Source organism: Rhizomicrobium sp., assembly GCA_037200045.1.
Lineage (GTDB): Bacteria > Pseudomonadota > Alphaproteobacteria > Micropepsales > Micropepsaceae > Rhizomicrobium.
Map to the genome: position 1 here is coordinate 36,394 of JBBCHM010000001.1, position 21,198 is coordinate 57,591.

A 21,198-nucleotide genomic window follows, 5' to 3' on the forward strand; every position below is an offset into this window, starting at 1 on the left:
CTGTGAAGGAGATCCCGATATGCGACGAACCCGAGCGTTTTTGGCCGGCCTCGGTTGTGCCCTGATCCTTGCCGTCGGCGGTGCCGGCTGCTCGGCTTCGGAAGGATCGAACGCCGTCACGGTCGATTCCGTCAAAAGCGACTCCGCCGCGCCACAGGAATTCGCGATCTGGCCGGGCACCGCGCCGGGCTCCGAGAAGTGGACGCAGCAGCCCAACGACTTTTCCCTGTTCGGCGCGCACGCCGTCTACAACCTCGTTCGTCCGACCCTGACCGCGTATTTTCCCGATCCCGGGAAAGCGACGGGCATAGCGGTGATCGTCGCGCCGGGCGGCGGTTTCCGCTTTCTCAACATCGACGTCGAAGGCACCAATATCGCGCGCTGGCTGGCGGCCCATGGCATCGCGACCTTCGTGCTCAAATACCGAACCGCCCAGATGCCCGACAGCACGCCGGGCTTTCTGATTGCGCTGACGCAATATCTGGGTCGCCTGAAGGACGCGTCGGAGCGCGCCGCCAAGGGCGAGATATCGCTGGCCGGCGGGCCGGACAAGTCGGGTTCCGACACGCCTCCCAACATGTTCGACTGGCCGGCCTATGCCGTGGCCGATGGCGTTCGCGCGATGAAACTGGTTCGCGGCCACGCGGCAGCGTGGGGCATTGCGCCCGACAAGATCGGCTTCATGGGCTTTTCCGCCGGATCGATGGTGACCTATGGCGTGCTGACCTCCGCGCCGCCGGAAGACATGCCGAGCTTTGCCGCGCCTCTCTACTATTCGCTGTCGCCGGCAGTGCCATTGCCGGCCAAGGCGCCGCCTCTGTTTCTCGCCGCGGCGAGCGACGATCCGATTTCCTGGGGCATGCCGCAAACCTATGCGCGCTGGATCGCGGCGGGGCACGCCGCCGAGATTCACATGTGGGCCAAGGGCGGCCATGGCCTCGGCATGACGCAGGACAGCCTCGGCGCGTCCAACTGGATCGGCTTGTTCGACGCCTGGCTGGGGACGGAGGGCTTCCGCGATCCCAAGACGCATTGATCGATTCTGATTATAACTATTGACATTATGACGCCTGTTGAGAGGATGCTTCGCCGCTGGGCATAAAGCGGCCACCGCCGATGGCGGATGGAAGGGGAAACGTGATGGATCGATGGTTCCGCAAGGGCGCGGCGATGCTTGCCGTCGTATCGGCCGTTTTTGCCGCTGCTTCGGCCGAGGGCCCCGCGACACCGCCGCTTCGCGATGTGATCCCGCCCGACGTCTCGCCGGAGGCACGCGCGATCTATGAAAAGCTGCTTCCTCCCGTCATCGCGCGCCGCAAGGACCTGAAGATCCCGCACACCCTTGCCGAGTTCGACGCGCGCAATGCCGCGATCGTCGCCGGCTGCACGCCTGGCGCAGACGCCACCATCAAGGCGATGGGTGTCGCGACGGCCGAACGTCGCTTGGGCGGTGTCGGCGTGTTCGAGACCACGCCGGCGCAATTCAAGGACGACGGCACCGTCCTGATCCGCGTCCATGGCGGCGGCTTCATCCAGGGCTCGGCGCATTCCTCGGCGGCGATGGATGCGGTCATGGCGAAGGCGCTGGGGCGGCGGATCTTGTCCGTGGACTATACGCTGGCGCCGCGCGGCAAATGGAACACCGTCACCGATCAGGTCATCGCGGTCTACAAGGCGGTGCTCGCGCAGGGCTACAAGCCCGAGAATATCGGCATGTTCGGCGACTCGGCCGGCGCCAATATCGTTCCGGCCTCCGTGCTCAAATTGCGCGATCAAGGTCTGCCGATGCCGGCGGCCGTCCTGCTGCTGTCGCCCTGTGTCGACTTCACCCGCAACAGCGACACCGAGGCCACGTTGCGCGATGCCGATCCCGTGCTGTGGAACCAGGACGACATGGTGGCCGGGCTCAGCGCCTATGCCGATCCGGCCGATTGGAAGAATCCCTATGTCTCGCCGATCTATGGCGACTTCACGAAGGGATTTCCGCCCGTCCTGCTCCAGGTCGGCACGCGCGAAATCCTCCTCAGCGATTCGATCCGCTTCTACCAGGCGATCAAGATGGCCGGCGGCGACGCCGAGCTCGACGTCTATGAAGGCATGGCGCACGTCTTTCAGTCCTACATGATGGGCACGCCGGAGCAGAAGGAAGCCTTCGCCGAGATGGGGCGCTTCTGGTCGCGGCATCTGCAGCCGCGCAAGCCGTGATCCGGGCCACCCGACATTCGAATCGAAGGGGCAATTGAACATGAAGACCTTTGCAGCCGCTGCCGCCGCCATGCTGGTCGTTGCTTTCGCGCCCGTGCGAGGCGAAGACGTTGCCGCGGTGCGTCCCTGGATGAACACGGCGCTGTCGCCCGATGCGCGGGCCGATCTCGTCATCGCGGCCATGACCCAGGACGAAAAGCTTCTCCTGGTGAACGGTTATTTCGGCGCCGCGCTTCCCGGTCTTCCGATGCCGCCCGGCGTCGCGGCGGCCGACCTGCCGACGGTATCGGGCTACATCCCCGGCATAGCGCGGCTGGGAATTCCCGCGATCACGGAAAGCGACGCGGGCATCGGCATCGCCAATCAGCTCCATCTGCGCAAGGGCGACCAGGCAACGGCGTTGCCGTCGGGGCTTCTCACCGCCGCGACGTGGAATACCGATATCGCCTTTGCTGCCGGCGCCGTGCTGGGCGAAGAGGCGCGCGATCGCGGCTATGATGTCGTGCTCGGCGGCGCGATGAACCTTGCGCGCGAGCCGCGCTCCGGGCGTACCTTCGAATATGCCGGCGAGGACCCGCTGCTGGCGGGCACCATCGTGGGCGAGGAAATCCGCGGCATCCAGGCGCAAGGCGTGATCACGACCGCCAAGCATTACGCCCTCAACGATCAGGAGACCGCGCGCACCTCGCTGAGCGCCAATATCGATTGGGCGGCGGCGCGCGAATCCGATCTGCTCGCCTTCGAGATCGCGCTGGAGCACGGTCATCCCGGCGCCATCATGTGCTCCTACAACAAGATCAACGGGGTCTATGGCTGCGAGAACCCTTACATCCTGACCAAAGCCCTGAAGCAGGATTGGAGCTATGCCGGCTGGGTGATGTCCGATTGGGGCGCGACCCACAGCACGGTGGCTGCAGCCAATGCCGGTCTCGACCAGGAGTCGGCCTGGATCGCCGACGGCACGGATTTCTTCGGCCCGCCGCTCAAGGCGGCGCTGGCAAACGGCACGGTGGCGCCGGCCCGGCTCGACGACATGGTGCATCGCTATCTGCGCAGCCTGTTTGCCGCCGGCCTGGTCGATCATCCGCTGACGGTCAAGCCGACGGACCTCGCCGCCCATGCCGCGACGGTGCAGGCGGATGCGGAGCAGGGCATCGTGCTCCTGAAGAACGACGGCGTGCTTCCGCTCGCGGCCAAGGCGCGGCGCATCGCGGTGATCGGCGGCTATGCCGATCGCGGCGTGATGTCCGGCGGCGGCTCGTCGCAAGTCGTTCCGGTCGGCAACACGCCCGACACGGAGATCCCGATCAGCGGCGCCGCCCATCCTTTCCCGGGCCTGGGCTATATCCGCATGGCCGCCATCACGCTCAGCCCGCCCGCGCCGCTGGCGCGGATTGCCGCGCTGGCGCCCAAGGCGCGCGTTGGCTTTGCTGCGGGCGACGATGTGGCAAAAGCAGTCGCCCTCGCGCGCAATTCCGATGTCGTCGTCGTGTTCGCGGTGCAGTGGATGACCGAGAGCGAGGATGTGCGCGACCTGTCGCTGCCGGATCGCCAGGACGAACTGATCGCGGCGCTGGCCGCGGCCAACAAGCATGTCGTGGTCGTGTTGGAGACCGGCGGGCCGGTGCTGATGCCCTGGCTGCCGAAAGTCGGCGCGGTCGTGGAAGCCTGGTACGCCGGCAACAGCGGCAGCGCAGCGATCGCGAATGTTCTGTTTGGCAAAGCCGATGCCGCGGGTCGCCTGCCGATCACCTTCCCCGCCGGCGAGGATCAATTGCCGCGGCCGCAAATTCCCGGCGCCGGCATCGTCTCCGACCCGTTCCAGCCGAGCCGGCCGCCGGAAGCGGTCGCCGTCGACTACCGCGAAGGCGCCGATATCGGCTATCGCTGGTTCGCCAAGCAGAGCGAGCAGCCGCTGTTTCCGTTCGGCTACGGCCTCTCCTACACGAGCTTCGCGTTCAGCGGTCTTTCCGCTTCCGGCGGCACCGCGCTCACCGCGCATGTCACGGTCGCGAACACCGGCAAGCGCACCGGTTGGGAGACGGCGCAGTTCTATGTCACGCCGCCGGCACCGGGCGCCGTGGCGCGGCTGGTTGGCTGGCGCAAGGTCCAGCTCAAACCCGGCGAGAAGCGCGATGTCGTGGTGACGGCCGATCTGCGGACGATCGCGCATTTCGACGATGCCGCGGATGTGTGGCGCATAGCGCCGGGCAGTTATCGCGTCGCGGCGGGCGGCTCCTCGGCCGACCTTCCCTTGGCGACGACGGTCACTCTCGACGCCGCGACGCTGAAGCCTTGAGGGCGTTCAATCGTCGGCGGCGATGATCACTTTGACGTTCGCCTTCTCAAGCATCTTCACATGCTTGTCGCCGATGGCGCTGTCCGTGATCAGGATATCGATATCCTGAAGGCCGCAGACCGCGTGGCCCGTCGGCGCGTCGAACTTGCTGCTGTCGATCAGCGCCACGACCTCGTCCGCGCGGTCGAGCAGACGCCGCTCCACCTGCACCAGCAAAACGTCGGTCTGCATCAGGCCGTGCTGCCCGATCGCCGCGGCACTCATGAACAGCTTGGAGGCATGGAACCGCTCCATCCCGTCGTCCTCGATGGGCGACAGGATGATGTTCTGCTCGCGGAAGATCGTGCCGGCCGGCACCGAAACCTGGGTTCCGGCCTGCGCCAGGAGCGCGCTCACGATGTGCAGCGAATTGGTCAGCACCTGCAGGCCGAGCGGCTCCAGCAGATGGCACATCTGCAGCGTCGTCGAGCCGCCATCGATGATCACCGACTCGCCCGGCTTGCACAGCGTCGCGGCGGCGCGGCCGATGATTTCCTTCTGCTTGCGGTTCTTGCCGATATTCTCCTGGAAGGGGACGCCGGCCAGGCCCGGCCGCGTTCCGTGCTCGCTCCCGATCAGCCGCGCCCCGCCGCGCAGCCGGGTGATCTTTCCGTCCTTCTCCAGCCGGTGCAGGTCGCGGCGCAACGTCGCCGGCGATCCCTGGATGCGCCGGTCGAGCTCCTCGAAGCGGATGAAGCCGCGCTGGCGCAGGAGCTCCAATATCAGTTGTTCGCGTTCGGCAGCGTGCATGAGTGAACTCGGTCGGGAGGCAACAGAGATTCGCTAGCATTCAAGCATAACCGCTCACGACGCAAGCCCGACAGCCGCTCAGACGATACCCGCGGCGGTGCTCGCAGCCTTGCGCTCCTGCGCCTTGCGGGCGCGCCAGCCGCTGGCGCGGTAGACGGCGAGCGGATCGATCGCGCCGCCGGCCTCGAGCCGGCACATCGCCACCAGCGGCGAGACGTCCGTCGCATAGGCCCGCCGCAGCGCCTGGAACGCCATCATCGCGTCGTTGGCGTCCTGGGCGGCATGCAGCGCCGCGCGGTCGACCAGGAGCGCCTTGGCATAGGCGCCGGCGATTGCCTCGGCCGAGGACAGAAGGCTCTCGATCGGATCGGTCACGTTGTGCGACTGGTCGATCATGTAGGCCGGCGCGAATTCGCCCTCGGCGCGGGCCTCGGCTTCCACCAGTTCGTTGAACACCAGGAACAGCTGATGCGGATTGATCGAGCCGCTGTCGAGATCGTCGTCGCCGTATTTGCTGTCGTTGAAGTGGAAACCGCCGAGCTTGCCGGCGCGGTCCAGCCGCGCCACGATCTGCTCGATGTTCACGTTCGGCGCGTGATGGCCGAGATCGACCAGGCAACGCGCCTTCGGCCCCAGCGCCTGCGCCGCCAGCAGCGACGAACCCCAATCCGAGATCACGGTGGAATAGAAGGCCGGCTCATAGAGCTTGTGCTCGAGCAGCATGTGCCAGCCATCGGGAAGGGCCGCGTGAATCTGCGACGCGCTTTCGAGATAGCGGTCGAAGGCGCGGTTGAAATCCTGCTGTCCCGGAAAGTTCGAGCCGTCGCCGATCCAAACCGTCAGCGCCGAGGAGCCGAGCGCGACGCCGGCTTCGATGCATTCGATGTTGTGCGCCACGGCCTGCGCCCGCGCACCGGCATCGGTCGAAGCCAGGCTCCCATTGCGGTAGGAGTGGGCTTGGCCTTTCTGGTCCTGGAAGGTGTTGGAGTTCACCGCGTCGAAGCCCAGGCCCAGCGCGCCGGCCTCTTCACGCAGCGCGCGATAATCGCTCACCCGGTCCCAGGGAAAATGCGGCGAGACGCGCGGCGCAACGCGGCAAAGCTGCTGTACGAGTGCGCAGTCCTCCAGCTTTTCGTGGATATTGGTCGGCTCGCCGGGAATCGGAAACTTCGCAAAGCGCGTGCCGCCGACACCGCTGCCCCAGGTCGGGGTCGCGACCGAGAAGCGGGCGAGCTTCGCCTTGATCGTCTCGATGTCCGTGCCGCGGCGGCGCAAGCTGCGGCCGAGGCCGCCATAGTCGTCCTCCAGCGCAGCCATCTGCGCCGCATTGCTGGCGGCGATCTGGTCGAACGAAAGAGGCGGGGCGGACGGCATAGGGCGATTGTCCCCCCGATCAGCGCGGAAATGCCAACGGAACGCCGGCGTCCACATTGAGGATGTTGCCGGTCGATTTCGCGGAGGCGTCGCTCGCGAAGAAATACACCGCTTCGGCGACATCCGCCGGCAGCACATGGCGCTTCAGCATCGAGCGGTCGCGATAAAAGTCTTCCAGTTCCTCGCCCTCGTCGATGCCGTAGGCGCCCGCGCGTTGCTTGCGCCAATCGCCGTTCCAGATGCGCGAGCCTTTGATCACCGCGTCGGGATTGACCACGTTGACCCTGATCCCGCTCCCGGCGCCTTCCAGCGCCAGGCAGCGCGCCAGGTGCAGCGCGGCCGCTTTTGCCGAGGCGTAGGCCGAGGCGTTGGGTGTGGCGGCGAGGGCATTCTTCGAGCCGATGAAGACGATCGCGCCGCCGCGCTGCTGCCGCTTCATCAGGCGGAAGGCGCCGCGCGCGGTCAGGAAATAGCCCTGTGCCAGCACGTCGTAATTGTGATTCCACATCTCGACCGTGGTGTCCTCGATCGCCGCGGAGGATGCGATACCGGCATTGGCGACGACGATGTCGATGCCGCCGAAGGCCAAGGCGCAGGCGCTGAACGCCGCGTCGAGCTGGTCTTCCTTGGTCACGTCACCGACGGCGCTCCGCACCAGATCCTTGCCGTAGCTCTTCTTGAGGCGCTCTTCGACCTCGGCCAGGGCGCCGGCTTCGCGGTCGGTCAGCATCACGCAGCAGCCTTCCGACAAAAGGCGTTCCGCCGTCGCCGCGCCGATGCCGCCGGCCGCGCCGGTGATCAGCGCGATGCGCCCGGCCAGCGATTTCGCCTTGGGCAGGCGCTGCAGCTTCAGGTCTTCGAGGATCCAGTACTCGATGCCATAGGCTTCTTTCTCCGGCAGGCCGACATAGCTGCCGATCGTCTCGGCGCCGCGCATCACGTTGATGGCGTTGGTGTAGAATTCGCCGGCCAGCCGCGCCGTCGTCTTGTCGGCGCCGAAGCTCATGCAGCCCACGCCCGGCAGCAGCACCACCGCCGGATTGGCATCGCGGATCTTGGGATCGTTCTGGACCGCGCAGCGCGCGTAATAGGCGGCATAGCCCTGCCGATAGGTCTCGAGCGCCTCGGACAGATAGGCGGCATCGTCGATGCGCGCCGGATCCAGCGCCAGCGGCGCGATCTTGGTGCGCAGGAAATGGTCGGGGCAGGAGGTCCCGATCGGTGCCAGCCTTGCGAAATCGCGGCTGCCGACGAATTCGAGGACTTCCGGCGCATCGGAGAAGTGCCCGACCCGGTGGCGCTCGCCCGTCATCAATCCCCGGAGCACCGGTATCAGGCGCGCGGCGATCGCGGCGCGTGCATCTGAAGCCAAGGGCGCGACCAGCGGCCCGCCGAATGCCGGACCCTGGGCGAGGCGGTCATTGAGGTACCGAGCAACATCGGCGATCAGGCCGATCGTGTTCTCGTAGCATTCCTTGGCGGTGTGGCCCCAGCAGATCAGGCCGTGATTGGCCAGCACCGCGCCGCGCGCATCGGGATTGCGGGCCGCGAAGTCGCGGATCTTGAGACCGAGATCGAAGCCCGGCCGCTGCCAGCCGATCCAGCCGACCGCGCCGTCCCAGATCTTCTTCGTGATCGCCTCGCCTTCCGACGACGCGGCGAGCGCGGTGACGGAATCGGGATGCACGTGATCGACATGGGCAAAGGGAAGGTAGGCATGCAGCGGTGTGTCGATCGAGGCCGCGCGCGGATTGAGATTGAAGGTGCAGTGCGGCAGATAGCCGACCATCTCGTCTTCCTGGGCGCGTCCGCGATAGATCGCCTCGAGACCGAGGAGCTTGTCCATATAAAGCGAGGCGAGACCATCGCGGGTCATCGTCCCGATGTCGCCGCCCGAACCCTTGACCCAGAGCACCTTCACCGCCTGGCCGGTAAGCGGATCGATCTCCGACGATTTCGCCGAGGTGTTGCCGCCGCCATAATTCGTGACCGTCAGGTCGGCGCCGAGCTGGTGCGAGCGGTAGAGCAGCAGCTCGACCTCCGACAGTCCGGCAGCGTCGGCATCGACCCACCGCGCGGCCGGAACCGCAAAGGGCAGCGCCCTGACCGCGAATGACGCATTCCCCATGCCGAACGTCTCCGATGAATAACTAATTGCTCGCAATTTATCGCGAGCTATGCCCTAATACAATCAAGATCGATAGAAATCGATCAAAATACATCGTCTGGAGGGATGCGTGACGGCCGGCTCCATCGCCGTCCTCGATATCGGGAAAACGCTGTCGAAGCTGACGCTGTGGGAAGTAAACGGGGCGCTGGTCGAACGGCGCACGCGGCGCAACCCGCAGGTCTTCCACGACGGCTGGGCGGTGCTCGACACCGCCGGCATAGAGGCCTGGCTCGCCAACACGCTGCGCGACTTCGCGCGCCTGTCGGAGGTCGTGGCGATCATTCCCGTGGGTCATGGCGCGGCCGCGGCCCTGGTGCGCGATGGTGCCCTTGTCGTTCCGCCGCTCGACTATGAGCAGACGCTGCCGCGCGGCGACTATGACCGCCAGCGCGACGATTTCGGCTTTACCGGTTCGCCGCTGCTCCCCGGTGGGCTCAATGTCGGGGCGCAGCTTCATGCGCTGGAGGCCAAGGATGGCTCTCTCTTCGCGGGCGCCACGATCCTGCCCTGGGCGCAATATTGGTCCTGGCGACTGTCCGGCATCGCCGCCTCGGAGGTCAGCAGCCTCGGCTGCCATACCGATCTGTGGAATCCGGCACGCAATGCGCCGTCGGCGCTGGCGGTCCGCCGCGGCTGGGCGGCGCGGTTGGCGCCGATCCGGCATGCCGGGGATGTGCTCGGTCCGATCGCGGCGCAATGGGCGGAGCGCACCGGTCTCAGCCCCAAGGTCCGGATCTATTGCGGCCTGCACGATTCCAATGCGGCGCTCCTGGCGGCGCGCGGTTTTGCCGAGATCGCCGACCGGGAGGCGACGGTCCTGTCGACCGGCACCTGGTTCGTCGCCATGCGCTCGCCGGCCGCCGACAGCGCTCGACCTTCCTTGTCGCCGGCGCGCGATTGCCTGATCAATGTCGATGTGAACAGCAGGCCGATCCCCTCCGCGCGCTGGATGGGCGGCCGCGAGGCCGAAGTGCTGCTGAGAATCGACACGCGCGACGCAGACCTCGCGGCGGATGGTTGCGCCGTCCTGGAGGCGCTGCCGCGCCTGCTGCGCGAAGACCTGTCGCTGCTGCCGAGTTTTGCGCCGGGGTCCGGCCCCTACGCCGACAGGAGCGGCCGCTGGTGCAATGCCGAGCCGCTCGATCCCGTGCTGCGCCGCGCCGCCGTTCAGCTTTATCTGGCGTTGGTGACCGATGTCTCCCTCGGGCTGATCGGCACGCGGGAACGGCTTTTGATCGAAGGACGGTTCGCCGGATCCGAATTGTTCGTCCGCGCCTTGGCGTCGCTGCGACCCGACCTGACGATCTACACCGCGAGCGCCCACAACGACGTGTCCTATGGCGCACGGCGGTTGCTGATGCCCGATCTGCTACCGCCCTCGGCGCTCGCGATCGTGCAGCCGCTCGAACAGGACATTTCCGCCTATCGGGACGAATGGCGGCGCGCGGTCAGCCGCGCGGGGTTCGGCGCATGATCGCGGCGTCGGTATCCGACTACCGCGAAAGCGCGCGGCGCAGGCTGCCGCATTTTCTGTTCGAATATCTCGATGGCGGTTCCCATGAGGAGCACACGCTGCGCCGCAATGTCGACGATTTGGCGCGGATCACCCTGCGTCAGCGCGTGCTGCGCGACGTTTCCGCGATCGATCTGTCCACGACCCTGTTCGGCCGGCGCTTCGCCATGCCGGTGGCGCTGGGCCCGATCGGCCTGGCCGGGATGAATGCGCGCCGCGGCGAGGTCCAGGCGGCCCGTGCGGCCGAAGCGGCGGGCGTGCCGTTCTGTCTATCGACGGTCTCGGCCTGTCCGTTGGAAGAAGTCGCGGCCGGCGTCGGTGCGCCGTTCTGGTTTCAGCTCTACATGATCCGCGATCGCGGCTTCATGTCCGAGCTTCTGGCGCGCGCCAAATCCGCCGGCTGCACCGCACTGGTGTTCACGGTGGACATGCCCGTCCCGGGAACGCGCTATCGCGATCTGCGCTCGGGCCTTGCCGGCGCGCCGGGATGGCGCGGTGCCGTGCGGCGTGGACTGCAAGCGGCGCTGCGGCCGGCCTGGGCTTGGGATGTCGGTCTGCACGGCCGGCCCCACAGTCTTGGCAATATCGCGCCGGCGCTCGGCCGCAATAGCGGGCTCGAAGACTTTTTCGCCTGGATGCGCGGCAATTTCGATCCAAGCGTGAGCTGGCGCGACATGGACTGGATCCGGCAAAGCTGGGACGGACCGCTGATCGTCAAAGGCATCCTGGATGTCGAGGACGCCGTCCAAGCCGCGGCGCTCGGCGTTGAGGGGATCGTCGTATCGAACCATGGCGGCCGCCAGCTCGACGGCGTGCTATCGACCGCGCGCGCCTTGCCGCCCATCGCCGATGCCGTCGGCGATCGCGTCACCGTGCTCGCCGATGGCGGCGTGCGTTCCGGTCTCGACGTGGTGAAGCTGCTCGCGCTGGGCGCGCGCGGCGTGCTGCTCGGCCGTGCCTGGGCGTTCGCCCTCGCCGGGGCAGGGGGCGCCGGGGTGGCGCATGTGCTGCGCCTGATCGAGGCGGAGATGCGCGTTGCCATGGCGCTCACCGGCACGACAAACGTCGCTGCGATCGGTCGCGATATTCTCGCGGAAACGAATGAGGCGGACCGCCGATGACACCCAATCCGCTGCTTGGCGTCTTCTTTCATTGGCTGGGCGGTCTGTCCTCGGCGAGCTTCTATGTCCCCTACAAGCGGGTGCGGCGCTGGTCGTGGGAGATCTTCTGGCTCACCGGCGGCATCTTCAGCTGGATCCTCGCGCCCTGGATCTTCGCCGCGCTGCGCACCAACGATCTGCTCGGCGTGCTGTCGGCCGCGCCGCAGGCAACGCTCGCCTGGTGCTATTTCTGGGGCGCGATGTGGGGTTTCGGCGGCCTGACCTTCGGCCTCACCATGCGCTATCTCGGCATGTCGCTGGGCATGGCGGTTGCGCTCGGTCTGACCACCGTGATCGGCACGATGGGACCGCCCATCTTTCACGGCACGCTCGGTGCGCTTGCCGCGACGTCCAGCGGCAAGATGACGTTGGCGGGCATCGCCGTGGCGATTATCGGCATCCTCGTGGTGGCGCAGGCCGGCCGTGCGCGCGAGCGCGAATTGACCGGCGAGCAGGCGCGGTCCGCGATCGCCGAATTCGATTTGCGCAAGGGTCTGCTGGTCGCCGTCTTCTCCGGCATCATGTCGAGCTGCTTCGCCTTCGGTCTCGATGCCGGCGGGCCGATCCGTGCCTTGACCCTGGCCGCGGGCACCGGCGTGCTGAGCCAGGGCCTGCCCGTCCTCTGCGTCGTGCTGGCGGGCGGCTTCACGACGAACTTCCTGTGGTGCGTGGTTCTGATCTGGCGCAACGGTTCCGCCGGCGAATTCATCGGCCGCAGCGGTCCCGCACCGGACGCGGATGGCGCGCGTCCGCCGCTGCTCGCCAATTATCTGCTCTGCGCGCTGGGCGGCACGCTGTGGTACTTCCAATTCTTCTTCTACACGATGGGCGAGAGCCAGATGGGCCGCTTCGGCTTCTCGAGCTGGACGCTGCACATGGCGAGCATCATCCTGTTCAGCACGCTGTGGGGCTTTGCCTTGCGCGAATGGAACGGCACCAGCGGTCGCACGCGGGGCCTGGCCTGGGGCGGCATCGCGATCCTGGTGGGATCCACCGTCGTCATCGGCATCGGCAATTATCTCGCTGCACCTGCGTAAGCGCCTTGTACAATTGAAGTCAGTATTGATCATTTCAAATCATGATCGCTATAGTCGAAACCGCTGACCTCTGCGAAGGATGCGTTAAGTGCCCAGTCTCTTGATGCGCCTAAGCACTGCCCTCGCCGCCTTATTGGTCTTCGGTCCGGCGGTCTCGGCGCCGCAGCCCAGCGCCCCGGTCGTCGCCGTCGATACGGGAAGACTCGCCGGGGAAGCCAATGGCGATATCGAAATCTTTCGTGGCATTCCGTATGCCTTGCCGCCGGTCGGCGCGCTGCGCTGGCATCCCCCGGTTCGCGCCGCGCATTGGAGCGGGGTGCGCGACGCGACCGCGTTCGGGCCGTCCTGTCCGCAAGGCGCCTCCGGCGACAAAAGCAACATCCTCACCTATGGCGGCGCGCCGGAGCCGACCAGAGAGGATTGTCTGACGCTCAATGTCTGGGCGCCGGCGCATGTCGCCAAGCGGGCGCCGGTGATGGTGTGGTTCCACGGCGGGGCAGGGCGCATCGGCGCCGGCTCGCTGCCCTATTACGACGGCGCGTCCTTCGCGCGCGACGGCGTCGTGCTGGTGACGCTCAATTATCGTCTCGGCCATCTCGGCAGCTTCGCCTATCCGGGCCTGGCCGAGGAGGCGGCGCGCAAGGGCCTCCATGTCGGCGCCTATGCCATGCTCGATCAGATCGCGGCGCTCGAATGGGTGAAGCGCAACATCGCGGCGTTCGGCGGCGATCCGGACAATGTGACGATTTTCGGCGAATCCTCCGGCGGCATCAGCGTGTTCTCCATGCTGGTGACGCCTGCGACCTGGGGGCTGTTCCACAAGGCCATCGTCGAATCCGGCGGTGGCTGGTTCGGACCGCCCAGCAGCCGCGCCGACGCGGAAAAGCGAGGCCTTGCGATCGCCGCTGCCGCCGGCGCGCCGCCCAGCGCGTCGCTCGACCAACTCCGCGCCATGCCGGCCGCGGCTTTCGCGCATGTTCCTGGCGACACGGCGCTCCAACCCGATCCCGATCTTGTGCCCAGCGGCATCACGCTCGCGATCGCGGCCGGGCGGGTTGCGCCGGTGCCCCTCATGATCGGCATCAACGACGGCGAGGATTCGCTCATCGATCGCGCCGTTGCGAAGGCGACGGGCCAAATCGACGACGACACGCTGTCCAAGTTGCGCGAACTCTACGGCATGCCGCTGGATCGCGAGATGGCGGCGCGGCTGCAATTCCGCGACGCGCTGGCGACGGCGCCGGCGCGCTGGGTCGTCGCGCGGTGGCCGGCGCCCGCCTATCTGTACCGTTTCGAGCACGTGACGGAGTCCTATCGCCCCGCCCGCCCGCGTGCGCATCACGGCGCGGAGATTTTCTATGTGTTCAAGACGCTGGGACACGAGCCCGACGTGACATCGCATCCGACGCCTGCCGATGAACGGCTTGCCGACGAGATGCATGCCCGCTGGGTCGCGTTCGCGCGCTCCGGCGCTCCCAATCCGCAGGGGCAGGCGAATTGGCCCGCCTATTCCGCCGGCGACGACCGCTGGATGGTCTTCGGCCAGCAGCACAGCTCGGTGCAGGCCCATGTGATGGCGAAACAGCTCGACTATTACGACGGAAAATTCGTCCCGCTGATCTGGCTTCTGCGCGTGAAGGACTTCTTCGCGCGCCTGTTCGCCTGGTTCTAGTTGCGTCAATAAAAGAAGGGGAGTCGAACCGTGAGACGTTCAGGGATATTCATCGCGATTGCCGGCCTGCTCGCCGCGAACGCCGGCCTGGCCGCGGATCTGCCGCCCGCGCCGCCGAACTTTCGGACGTTCGTGCCGGACTCGGTGTCGCCGGAGGCACGCGCGATCCTCGAAAAATTCGCGCCGATGGCCGCCGCGGCCATGGCATCAACGCCGCCGCTGCTGACGGACGCCGACATCATCGCGTTCCACGACAAGATGGAGGCCGTGCAGCTTCCCGGCGCGGAAGCGCAAGTCAAAGCGCTCGGCGTGACCTCCGTCTATTCGCAGATGGGCGGTGTCGGCGTCCTGACGACCGAGCCGCCGAACTTCGTCGATGACGGCACGATCCTCATTCGCGTTCACGGCGGCGGCTGGATCCTCGGCACGGCACGCTCGACCGCCGGCGCGGACGCCAAGATGGCGGTGGCGACGGGTCACCGCATCGTCTCCGTCGATTACACGGCGGCGCCGCGCGGCCGCTGGCCCCTGATCACCGATCAGGTGGTCGCGGTATACAAGGCGCTGCTGGCCAAGGGCTATAAGCCCCAGAACATCGGCATCTTCGGAGATTCCGCCGGCGCCAATATCGTGCCGGGCGCGATGTTGAAGGCGCGCGACGAAGGCTTGCCCATGCCGGCCGCGATGTTGCTGCTTTCGCCCTGCGCCGATCTGCATCTGAACGGCGATTCCGAAACCACCCTGCGCTACGCCGATCCGATTCTCGACATCCCGCCGGTGATCGCGGCGCTGAAGGCCTATGCCGGACCGCAGGACTGGAGCAATCCCTACGTCTCCCCGCTCTATGGCGATTTCAGCAAAGGCTTTCCGCCCGTGCTGATCCAGGTCGGCACCAAGGAAATGCTGCTGAGCGATTCCGTGCGCCTCTATCACGCGATCAAGGCTGGCGGCGTGGAGGCCGAGCTCGACGTCTACGAAGGCATGCCGCACGTCTTCCAGGGCTACATGAACGGAACGCCCGAGCAAAAGCAGGCATTCGACGAGATCAGCCGCTTCTGGAAAAGCCACCTCGTCCCCGCGAAACCCTAACCGCCGCGGGCGGCCGTGGTGACCGGAAAGCCACACAAATTATCGATTTTGATCGAAAATGCTTGGAAACTTGACTTTATTGTCGGTTTTGCGAACATGACGCCAAGAACGAACAACATGGCCAGGCCACCGGCCCGGCTGAGGAAACCTAGGGGAGTCATAGACATGCAGGGTCATGCGTTGGGCCGAGCAAGGACGCGTTGGATGCAGGGCGTCGCCCTGGGTGCGGTGACGCTGGCCTGGGCCGTGCCGGCCCTCGCCGAAAGCACGCAGATCGAAACCGTGGTGGTGACCGCCGAACGGCGCTCCACCGACCTGCAGAAGACCGCGCTGTCGGCCACGGTGCTGACCGGCGAGGATCTCAAGGCGCGCGGAATCGACTCGCTCGATCAGCTCCAGTTCTCCACGCCCTCGCTGACCGTCCAGGATTCGGGCTCCAACGTCCTCGTCAACATGCGCGGCATCGGCAAGAACGACGGCGGCATCCAGGTCTCGTCCGGCGTTCTCACCTATCGCGACGGCGTCTCGACCTCGTTCAACGGCTTTCTCGCCGACGAGCCCTATTACGACATCAGCAACGTCCAGGTGCTGCGCGGCCCGCAAGGCACCTTCGCCGGCCAGAACGCGACCGGCGGCGCCATCTTCATCACCGAGGCCGATCCCAATTTCGACGGCGTCAACGGCTTCGCGGAATTCCAATACGGCAGCTACAACGACGTCCGCCTGCAGGGTGCGATCAACATCCCGCTGTCCGACGATCTCGCCATCCGCATCGCCACCGACGACGAGAACCGTGACAGTTTCTTCCACATGTCCGGTCCGTTCACCGGCAATGCCGCCAATTTGCACACCACGAACTGGCGCGTGAGCACGCTGTGGAAGCCGACAGAGGCGTTCACCGCCGAGCTCAAGCTCGACTACAACTACATCGATCATGGCGCGCCGCTGGCGGCCCCTTTCACCGGCTCGACCAAGAACATCTTCGACGTCGGCTCGGACGCGCATCTGATGGGCGTCGATCAGCAGGGACGCGCCGTGCTGCGCATGACCTACCAGCTCGACAGCGGTATCCAGATCCGCTCGATCTCGGGCTATCAGTACGGCCGCATCTCCTATGCGCTCGACATGGACGGAACCGATCAGACCATCTTCTCGACTCCGCCGGTCGCCGGGCCCGAGGCGTTCTTCGCCCAGGCCAAGGACCAGGTCGTCTCGCAAGAGATCAACATCGTGTCGCCCGACACCGGTCCGTTCACCTGGATTTTCGGCGGCGTCTATCAGGACGATCTGCTGAACGTGCCGCAGTTCATCGTCTCGCTGGCACCGGGCGGCGGTCCCACGACCGGCCTCGCGCTCACCGCGCTGCACGACACCGCCATCCGCCAGAGCTGGGGCGTGTTCGGCCAGGGCAGCTATGCGTTGACCGACGCGCTGAAGCTGCAGGTCGGCTTGCGCTATTCGGAAACCAGCTTCAGGCAGCGCATTCAGGAAGGCGAGTTGCTCAACGGAACGGTCGTCGTGGCGCTCCCGCTCAGCAACAAGACACAGCGCGACGCGCGCCTGACCGGCAAGATCGACCTCGATTGGACGATCAACGAGAACAACTTCCTCTACGCCTTTGTCGCCACCGGCCATAAGGGCGGCGGCATCAACGGCGACGGCACGATCTTCGGGCCGGAAAACGTCACCGATTACGAAGTCGGCTGGAAAGGCACGATGCTGGACGGCCATCTTCTGACGCAGCTGGACGGCTTCTACGACGAGTACAAGAACTTCCAGATGTCCTTCTACGATCCGTCGAACTTCGGCGGCGAGGATCAGAACTCTCCGGGCACGACGAAGATCGACGGCATCGAAGGTCAGATCCAGGCGGTATTCGGCGGGCTGTCCGCCAACCTCGGCGCCTCTTACATCAACTCGCAGGTTGGGACCTTCTACGCGGTCGACAGCCGGCTCGCCGTGCCGCCCGGCACGGTCTGCAATTCGGCGACCGGGCCCGCGACAGCCTTCTGCGAGAATGTCACCGGCCGGCCGTTGCCCAACTCGCCGAAATGGACGGCGCAACTCGGCCTGCAATATGCGTTCGATCTGGGCAACGACCAGACGCTGACCCCGCGCATCGACTACGGCCTGACCGGCGCGCGCTGGGCCACGGTGTTCGAGGACGATCCGGTGGACCGCCTCGCCGCGCAAAACCTGTTCAACGCGCAGCTCACCTACACTCCGGACGACACCTGGCGCGTGACGGCTTACGGCACCAATATCTTCAACCTGCACTACGTCTCGACGCAGCTTCTGGGCAATCTCGGATTCCCCGGTCCGCCGGCACAATATGGCATCCGCGTGTCGAAGAGCTTCTAAGCCTGCCTGCGGGATGTGTCTCCCGTAAGCCAATGAAGGGAACATTCGGGCGCTGGCCTGGGTGTTCCCTTTTTTCTAGAAGAGCCGAAACCGGTCGACGGGAGGAATGAACGATGCGGCGTATGCGGACAGCATTGCACTTCGGCGCCGCGGTGGCGGCGCTAACGGCCGGTTGGGTCGCATTCTCCGCGAGCGGGGCCGGCGCCGGTCACGCTGCGCCTTCCGATCCGCTCGTCCAGGGGTTCGAGGCGCCGCCGCAATCGGCCAGGCCGCGCGTCTGGTGGCACTGGATGAACGGCAACATCTCCAAGGATGGCATTCGCAAGGATCTGGAATGGATGAAGCGTGTAGGCATCGGCGGCATCAATGCCATCGATGCCTCGCTGGCGACGCCGCAGGTCGTCGACAGGCGCCTCATCTACATGACGCCGGAATGGCGCGATGCGTTCCGCTACGCAGCCGGCCTGGCCGACAAGATGGGCCTGGAGATGTCGATCGATTCCTCGCCCGGCTGGAGCGAGACGGGCGCGCCCTGGGTCACGCCGCAGGACGCGATGAAGAAAGCGGTCTGGAGCGCCACGTCGATCGAAGGTGGCCATGCCTTCCATGGCCTGCTGCCGCAGCCGCCCGCGACCACGGGTCCGATCCAGAACGCGCCCATGCAGTGGGGTCTGCTCGATCCCAAGCCCAAAAGCGCCTCGCTGTCGTTCTATCGCGACACGGTGGTGGTGGCCTATCGCGAGCCGACGGTTCCGGCGCCGGTCGCGGCGGCGACGTCCGATGCCGGGGCGCTGGACGCCGCCGCACTCACCGACGGCGATCTGACCGATGGTCCGATCCTCACGCCGGCCGAAGGCAGCAAACAGGTTCAGATCCGCATCGCCTATGCCAAGCCGACGCCGGTGCAGGCGATCACCCTGTCGATCTCCGCCGATGGTGCGTTCGGCGCCGCCGTCACGTTGGAATCCAGCGACGACGGCAAGATATGGCAGCACGTCGCTGACATCGCCGCCACGAAAGTGCCGCTCCACACCGTGTCTTTTGCGCCCATCACGGCGCGCTATTTCCGCGCGACCTTGTCGCCGGCGCCATCGCCGATCCCTCCGGGAATCTTCTCCAACTTCGCTCCCGGCGCGGCGGCCCGCAGTCTGCTGGCGATGGTCTCGCCGTCGCCGGCGGCGCTGCGCTATCACGTCCATGAACTCGTCCTGCACGGCGACGCGCGGGTCAATGAGGCCGAGATCAAGGCCGATTACGGCATCGTGCCGGATTACTACGCTCTCGCAGCGCCGCCCGCCGCACCCGATACGGCGATCGCGCCCACCGACGTCGTGGTGCTCACCGACCGTATGAAGCCCGACGGCACGCTCGATTGGACGCCGCCGCCGGGACGCTGGACCGTGCTGCGCATGGGCTATTCGCTGCTCGGCACCGAGAACCATCCGGCGCCCGCCGAAGCGACCGGCCTGGAAGTCGACAAGCTCAACCGCGAGCATGTGCAAGCCTATATGCAGGGCTATTTCGATCTCTATAAGCAGGTGACCGGCCCCGGGCTTTTCGGCTCCCATGGCGTGACCGCGCTGACCGTCGACAGCACCGAAGTCGGCATGCAGAACTGGACCGAGACCATCCTCGCCGATTTCAAGGCGCTTCGCGGCTACGATGCGACGCCCTGGCTGCCCGTCCTCACCGGTGTGGTGATCCAGAGTCCCGAGGCGAGCGACAAATTCCTCTGGGACTATCGCCGCACGATCAATCAGCTCGTCGCCAAGAACCACTATGGCGAGATCGCCACGCTCGCAAAGGCGCAAGGCCTCGCCAATTACACCGAAGCGCTCGAGGATCATCGCCCGACCTTCGGCGACGATATGGAAATGCGCCAATACGCCTCCGTGCCGATGGCGGCGATGTGGACCTATGGCAAGCGACGCGAATCCTTCCCGACTTACGTCGCCGACATCCGCGGCGCCGCGTCGGTGTCGCATATCTACGGCCAGAATCTCGTCGCGGCGGAATCGCTGACCTCGGCGGTGCAGCCTTGGGCCTATGCGCCGCGCCAGCTCAAGCCGATCGCCGATCTCGAATTCGCGCTGGGCGTCAATCGCATCGTGGTGCACACCTCGGTGCATCAGCCGGTCGACAGGCCGCCGGGCCTGTCGCTCTTCGTCTTCGGCCAGTTCTTCAATCGTCTGGAGAGTTGGGCGGATTATGCGCAGCCCTGGGTCACCTATCTCTCGCGCTGCTCCTACCTGCTGCAGCAGGGACACTACGCGGCCGATATTGCTTATTTCTATGGCGAGGAAGCGCCCATCACCGGCCTGTTCGGCGAAAAGGACATCGGCGTGCCGGCCGGCTACGGCTTCGACTTCGTCAATTCGAGCGTCCTGCTCGATCAGACGTCGGTCGATGGCCATGAACTGGCGACCCGCTCCGGCATGCATTACCGCGTACTTTATCTGGGCGGCTCCAGCCGCTACATGACCCTTCCGGTGCTGAAGCGCATACGCGACCTGGTCTCGCAAGGTGTCGTGCTGGTCGGCGACGGACCGCTCGGCTCTCCGAGCCTGTCGGACGATCCGGCGCAGATGAAGGCCGTGGCCGACGATCTCTTCGGCGGCACGCCCGATCACGCCTATGGCAAGGGCCGGGTGATGTCCGGCATGCCGCTCGATGCCGCCCTCGCGGCGCTGAACGTCGCGCCCGACTTCCAGTACAGCAAGCCCGAAGCCGACGCGGAGCTGCTCGAGATCCATCGCAAGCTCGACCGCGGCGATCTCTATTTCGTCACCAACCGCCTCGACCGCGCCGAGCACGTGACCGCGACCTTCCGCGTCGCCGGTTTTGCGCCGGAGTTCTGGAACGCGGTGACCGGCAAGGTGACGCCCGCGCCTTATCGCATCGTCGACGGCCGCACCGAGATTCCGCTATCGCTCGGCGGCTATGGCTCGACCTTCGTCGTGTTCCGCCATCCCACCGCGGTGCGCGCGCGTCCGGACTTCGCGCTTGCGCAGACCGACATCGCAGACCTGGCGGGCCCCTGGTCCATCGCCTTCCAGCCGGATCGCGGCGCGCCGGCGACGATCACGCAGGCCGCCTTGGGTTCCTGGAGCGACAGCACCGATCCCGGCGTGCGGTATTTCTCCGGCACCGCCGTGTACGCCAAGCACTTCACGCTCCCGGCGAACGCGAAGGGCCGGATGACGCTCGACCTCGGCGATCTTCACGAGGTGGCGGAGGTGAGCCTGAACGGCCATCTCCTCGGCATCCTCTGGAATCCGCCCTTCACCCTGGACATCACGGGCGCCGCGCGCGGCGGCGAAAATGTGTTGCAGGTGAAAATCGCCAATCTCTGGGTCAACCGGCTGATCGGCGATATGCAGCCGGGCGTCACGAAGAAATACACCTTCACGACCATCCCGACCTATGAGCCCGACGCGCCTTTGCGCAGTTCGGGTCTGCTCGGTCCGGTCCGCATCCTGAAAAGCGTACCGTGACGCGAAGAGAGGGCGAAACCTGGGTTTCGCCCTCC

13 protein-coding genes are annotated in these 21,198 nt (G+C 66.2%); 10 read left to right on the forward strand and 3 right to left on the reverse strand.

The window, feature by feature from the left end; all coding sequences use genetic code 11:
* Window positions 1-19: 19 nt before the first annotated feature.
* From WDM86_00190 to WDM86_00200, 3 genes are all read left to right on the forward strand, one after another.
* Window positions 20-1,036, forward strand: a complete 1,017-nt coding sequence (locus tag WDM86_00190; protein MEI9988432.1) for an alpha/beta hydrolase — start codon at window positions 20-22, stop codon at window positions 1,034-1,036.
* Between the two features lie 104 nt (window positions 1,037-1,140).
* A complete protein-coding gene (locus WDM86_00195; GenBank protein MEI9988433.1) occupies window positions 1,141-2,205 on the forward strand; it encodes an alpha/beta hydrolase in 1,065 nt (354 codons plus the stop codon).
* Window positions 2,206-2,245: 40 nt separating this feature from the next.
* Window positions 2,246-4,504 carry a glycoside hydrolase family 3 C-terminal domain-containing protein gene (locus WDM86_00200; protein MEI9988434.1) on the forward strand — a complete coding sequence of 753 codons (2,259 nt, stop codon included), beginning with the start codon at window positions 2,246-2,248 and terminating at the stop codon, window positions 4,502-4,504.
* Window positions 4,505-4,510: 6 nt separating this feature from the next.
* On the opposite strand, the gene WDM86_00205 is transcribed toward WDM86_00200, so the two are convergent.
* From WDM86_00205 to WDM86_00215, 3 genes are all read right to left on the reverse strand, one after another.
* Window positions 4,511-5,293: a DeoR/GlpR family DNA-binding transcription regulator gene (locus tag WDM86_00205; GenBank protein MEI9988435.1), complete on the reverse strand. Its 783-nt coding sequence runs from the start codon at window positions 5,291-5,293 to the stop codon at window positions 4,511-4,513.
* A 78-nt stretch (window positions 5,294-5,371) separates the two neighbouring features.
* Window positions 5,372-6,667 (reverse strand): L-rhamnose catabolism isomerase, encoded by a 1,296-nt coding sequence (gene rhaI / locus WDM86_00210; protein MEI9988436.1) that lies wholly within the window; start codon window positions 6,665-6,667, stop codon window positions 5,372-5,374.
* A 19-nt stretch (window positions 6,668-6,686) separates the two neighbouring features.
* Window positions 6,687-8,795, reverse strand: coding sequence for a bifunctional rhamnulose-1-phosphate aldolase/short-chain dehydrogenase (locus WDM86_00215; GenBank protein ID MEI9988437.1), 2,109 nt, complete (start codon window positions 8,793-8,795; stop codon window positions 6,687-6,689).
* A gap of 109 nt (window positions 8,796-8,904) precedes the next feature.
* Between WDM86_00215 and WDM86_00220 the strand changes: the two genes are divergently transcribed.
* The 7 genes from WDM86_00220 to WDM86_00250 all read left to right on the forward strand — a co-directional run bounded on the left by WDM86_00220 (window position 8,905) and on the right by WDM86_00250 (window position 21,163).
* Window positions 8,905-10,311 (forward strand): hypothetical protein, encoded by a 1,407-nt coding sequence (locus WDM86_00220; GenBank protein MEI9988438.1) that lies wholly within the window; start codon window positions 8,905-8,907, stop codon window positions 10,309-10,311.
* The gene (gene lldD / locus WDM86_00225; protein ID MEI9988439.1) at window positions 10,308-11,471 is read left to right on the forward strand and encodes an FMN-dependent L-lactate dehydrogenase LldD; all 1,164 of its coding nucleotides are present in this window, start codon (window positions 10,308-10,310) and stop codon (window positions 11,469-11,471) included. Before WDM86_00220 ends, lldD begins: the two co-directional genes overlap by 4 nt.
* A complete protein-coding gene (rhaT, locus tag WDM86_00230) occupies window positions 11,468-12,547 on the forward strand; it encodes an L-rhamnose/proton symporter RhaT (protein ID MEI9988440.1) in 1,080 nt (359 codons plus the stop codon). The genes lldD and rhaT overlap by 4 nt, the downstream gene beginning before the upstream one ends.
* Window positions 12,548-12,635: 88 nt before the next feature.
* Complete coding sequence (locus tag WDM86_00235; GenBank protein MEI9988441.1) at window positions 12,636-14,219, forward strand: carboxylesterase family protein; 1,584 nt, start codon at window positions 12,636-12,638, stop codon at window positions 14,217-14,219.
* A 30-nt stretch (window positions 14,220-14,249) separates the two neighbouring features.
* The gene (locus tag WDM86_00240; GenBank protein ID MEI9988442.1) at window positions 14,250-15,308 is read left to right on the forward strand and encodes an alpha/beta hydrolase; all 1,059 of its coding nucleotides are present in this window, start codon (window positions 14,250-14,252) and stop codon (window positions 15,306-15,308) included.
* Between the two features lie 204 nt (window positions 15,309-15,512).
* Complete coding sequence (locus tag WDM86_00245) at window positions 15,513-17,669, forward strand: TonB-dependent receptor (protein ID MEI9988443.1); 2,157 nt, start codon at window positions 15,513-15,515, stop codon at window positions 17,667-17,669.
* Window positions 17,670-17,791: 122 nt separating this feature from the next.
* Window positions 17,792-21,163, forward strand: coding sequence for a glycosyl hydrolase (locus WDM86_00250; GenBank protein ID MEI9988444.1), 3,372 nt, complete (start codon window positions 17,792-17,794; stop codon window positions 21,161-21,163).
* The last annotated feature ends 35 nt before the right edge of the window (window positions 21,164-21,198 follow it).